3 protein-coding genes are annotated in these 3,601 nt (G+C 77.2%); 1 reads left to right on the top strand and 2 read right to left on the bottom strand.

Features of this window, described 5'->3' with window-relative positions; translation table 11 throughout:
- Positions 1–678, bottom strand: a 678-nt coding sequence (locus tag KS423_RS41165; protein WP_224284846.1) for a hypothetical protein, incomplete at its 3' end; no start/stop codon positions are given.
- A gap of 143 nt (positions 679–821) precedes the next feature.
- Positions 822–1,364 carry a hypothetical protein gene (locus KS423_RS41160; protein WP_224284845.1) on the bottom strand — a complete coding sequence of 181 codons (543 nt, stop codon included), beginning with the start codon at positions 1,362–1,364 and terminating at the stop codon, positions 822–824.
- Positions 1,365–1,544: 180 nt separating this feature from the next.
- Between KS423_RS41160 and KS423_RS41155 the strand changes: the two genes are divergently transcribed.
- The coding region (locus KS423_RS41155; protein WP_224284844.1) for a BTAD domain-containing putative transcriptional regulator at positions 1,545–3,601 on the top strand (2,057 nt) is incomplete at its 3' end.

The following is a 3,601-nucleotide window of genomic DNA, read 5'->3' as shown; positions in this document are numbered from 1 at the left end:
CCGCTCGGCGGCGGGGGTGTCCCCGCCGCGGGCGGCGGCGGACAGGCGGCGGGAGGGGTTCCAGCGGAGGTCGGCGACGCCGGCGGTGTCGTCACCGTCGTCGACCGGCCGGCACGGCGTGAGGGTGATGCCGGGTGCGTGCAGGTGGTCGGCGACGGGCAGGCCGGCGAGCGCGGCGGTGCGGCGCACCGCGTCGACGACGTCCGCGCCGATACCGAGGTCCTGCGGGCGGAGCCCGGCCGGGGCCGGGACGGAGGTGTCATGGCCGGTGGCCGGAGCGGGGCCGCCGGCACGGTCGACCCTGGTCTCCCCGTCGAGCCGGCCGGCCACGACCTCGATGCCGAAGGCCGGCAGGAACTCCGCCAGCGCGTTCCGCATGCTGCTGCTGACGACCCGTCGGGCGGAGGATGCGGGCTGGTGGGGCTGTTCCATCGCGGCGGCGGCCGCCAGCCGGGGGCCTGGCTCCCAGTGCAGGGCGATCAGGCCGGCGCAGTCGTCGGAGTCGTCGTGCGGCTCGGCCGGGCGCAGCCGGACGCCGGGCCCGTGCCCGCCGTACCCGACGGGCAGGCCGGCCAGGAGGAGGGCCTCGGTGACACGGTCGGCGAGCAGCGGGTCGATCCGGGGCCCGCCGGGGCGGCGCCCCGCAGCCGTGTCCTGCCGTGCGGAAGCCGTGTCCACGCCGTCCTCCTCCGGGTCCGGGCGGCGGCCGGCCGCCGGCGCCCGAGCGTACGGCGTACCCCGACGACCCGTCGGCGAATCCCGGAAGTGGCCGCCGCGGCGCGCCCGCCGGGTGGGCGGGCGCGTCGGCGGCTTTTGCCCGGTCAGTTCCAGGGGTTGGCCGGCTGGTCGTTGATGGCCGTCCAGAACCGGGTGTTGTTCGGGATGTTGCCGTACGCCCAGAAGGTCCAGCCACCGGTCAGCGACAGGTCGGGCCCGTAGTGGCCGTCGTGGAACTCGGCCTCGCGCCAGGCGGCGCCGAAGGCGGCCTGGCAGACGCTGTCCGCCGCGGCCCGGCTGTTGAGGCGGGAGCCCTTGACCGGCTGGCTGAGGGCGACGGTGCCCTGCGCCCAGCCGTTGTGGAAGGCGATGGTGAGCCCGTCCGGGGCCGGGCTGCCGTCGACGTTGAGGCAGAGCACGGGCAGCGAGACGGACGGAGCGGTGTCGCCGCTGTAGGCGTTGCTCGGGCTGCCGCCGGGGCCGCCGACCTGGACGGTGCCCTCCGGGCCGTAGGAGACGACGGACCAGGTCATCCCCAGGTGGGTGGCCGGCCCGGTGGCGGCGGAGGCCGGGGCGGCAGTGAGCGGGATCAGGGCGGCGGCGGCGACGGCGGTCGCGGTGGCGACAACCTTCCTCAGACGGTTCATCAACTGCTCCTGTGGGTCGGGGCGTCTCGTCGGACCACCGGCTCGTTTCGGCCGGTGCCTGACAAAGTTCTCAACCGAACGCACACAACTGGCATGATCTGATCATCGATTCGTCACGACTCGCGCCCATCCACCACGGCGGTGGTCCCCACCGGCCGCGCGGGCCCCAGGGAGGGACGTGTGGAGTTCAGGATCCTCGGCTCGCTGGAGGTGTGGACCGGCGACGGCCGACGCGTCCCCTCCGAAGGCTCCCGGCAGGAACGGCTGCTCGCCGCCCTGCTGCTCAACGCGGGCAGCTCCGTTCCGGTCGCCCGCCTGGTGGACGCCGTCTGGGACGAGCGGCCGCCGGCCACCGCCACCCGCCAGGTCCGCAACCTCGCCGGGCTGCTGCGGCGCCGCTTCGCCGAGGCCGACCCGGACGCGCCGCCCGTCCTGCTGACCGACGGCCGCGGCTACCGCATCACCCTCACCGGCCACCGTCTGGACGCCCGCGACTTCACCGACCGGCTCGCCCTCGCCCGCGGCGAAGCCGCCGCCGGACGGACCCCGGACGCGGTCGACGGGCTCCGCGCGGCGCTCGCCCTGTGGCGCGGACCGGCACTGGACGGACTCGCCGCGGACACGGACGTACCGGGCGCCGTCGCGCTGGACGAACTGCGACTGACCGCCTGGGAGGAGTGCCTCGACCTGGAGCTCGCCCTCGGCCGGCACCGCGCGGCCGTCCCCGAACTGACCGCGCTGGTCGCCGACCAGCCGCTGCGGGAACGCTTCACCGGACAGCTGATGCGGGCCCTGCACGGCTCCGGACGCACACCCGAAGGGCTCGCCGCCTACCGCCGGTTCGCCGAGCGCCTGGCCGACGAGCTCGGGCTCGACCCCGGGCCCGGGCTACGGGCTCTGCACCTGGAACTGCTGGCCACCGAGCCGGTCCCCGCCGCCTCGCCCCGGGCCGAGGAAGCACCGACCCCAGCGGCGGTTCCCCCGGCGCAGGCGCCGCCACCACCCGCCCAACTCCCGCCCGCCCTGGCCACCTTCGTCGGACGGAGCACGGAACTGCGCGTCCTGGACTCGCTGCTCACCGCCCCGGCGCCACCGGAGACCGGGCCGGCCGCCGCCGTGTGCGCGGTCTCGGGACCGGCCGGGGTCGGCAAGACCACCCTCGCCGTGGACTGGGCCCACCGCGTCCGGGACCGGTTCCCGGACGGTCAGCTCTACGCCGACCTGCACGGCTACTCCCTCGACGCGCCGCTCGCCCCGCACACCGTCCTGGCCCGCTTCCTGCGCGCCCTGAGCGTGCCCGGCGACCGGATCCCCGCGGCGCCGGACGAGGCGGCCGCGCTCTACCGCTCCCTGCTGGCCGAGCGCCGGCTGCTCGTGGTCCTCGACAACGCCCGCGACGCCGAGCAGGTCCGCCCGCTGCTGCCGGGCGCCCCGGACTGCCGCACGGTGGTCACCAGCCGCACCCGGCTCGACGGACTGGCCGTCCGCAACGGCGCCCGGCCCCTGGTGCTCGACGTCCTGCCCGCCCACCAGGCCCTCGAACTGCTGGCCCGCATCATCGGCGAGCACCGCACCCGCGCCGAGCCGCGCGCCGCTGCCGAGCTCACCGCCGCCTGCGGCCGGCTGCCCCTCGCCCTGGCCGTCACCGCGAGCCGCCTCGCCGCCTGCCCGGACCGCAGCCTCACCGACCACGCCGCCGAACTCCTCGACGCGGAAACCCGGTTGAGCGCGCTCCAGATCGAGGGCGACGACACCTCGGCGGTCCGCGCCGCCTTCGACCTCTCCTACCGCTCGCTCCCCGCCGAGGCCCGAGCGCTGCTCCGGCTGCTCACCCTGGTCCCGGCCGTCGGCATCGGCTCCGACGCGGCCGCCGCCCTGGCCGGCGCCCCGGCCGCCGCCGTCCGGCCCGTCCTCGACCGGCTGGCCGCCGCCCACCTGCTCACCCTCGAAGAGCGCGACCGCTACCGGCTCAACGACCTCCTGCGCCTCTACGCCGCCGAGCGCTGCTCCGTCGAGACCAGCGCCGCCGAGCGCCGCTCCGCCCTGGAGCGCCTCGGCTCCTGGTACCTCCACCGCGGCCGCTCCCCCGCCTTCCTGCCCGCCCCACCCGCGGCCGACCACCCCCGGAACCCGGGCCACCACCTCGACGCATGGGTCGAGGTCGACCGCCTGGCAGCCGCGGCCGCCGACGCGGTGGCGGCGCCGGACGACCCCGAGCCCGGCCCCGGCCGACGGCG

It is taken from the genome of Streptomyces sp. LS1784, from assembly GCF_020103755.1.
GTDB lineage: Bacteria > Actinomycetota > Actinomycetes > Streptomycetales > Streptomycetaceae > Kitasatospora.
Note: the sequence above shows the minus strand (reverse complement) of the source record. Positions and strands in the feature narration are given on the sequence as shown.

What these genes read in the sequence shown, in the direction of transcription:
- KS423_RS41160 (WP_224284845.1), bottom strand. Translation starts at nt 1,364, where the DNA reads ATGAACCGTCTGAGGAAGGTTGTCGCCACCGCGACCGCCGTCGCCGCC.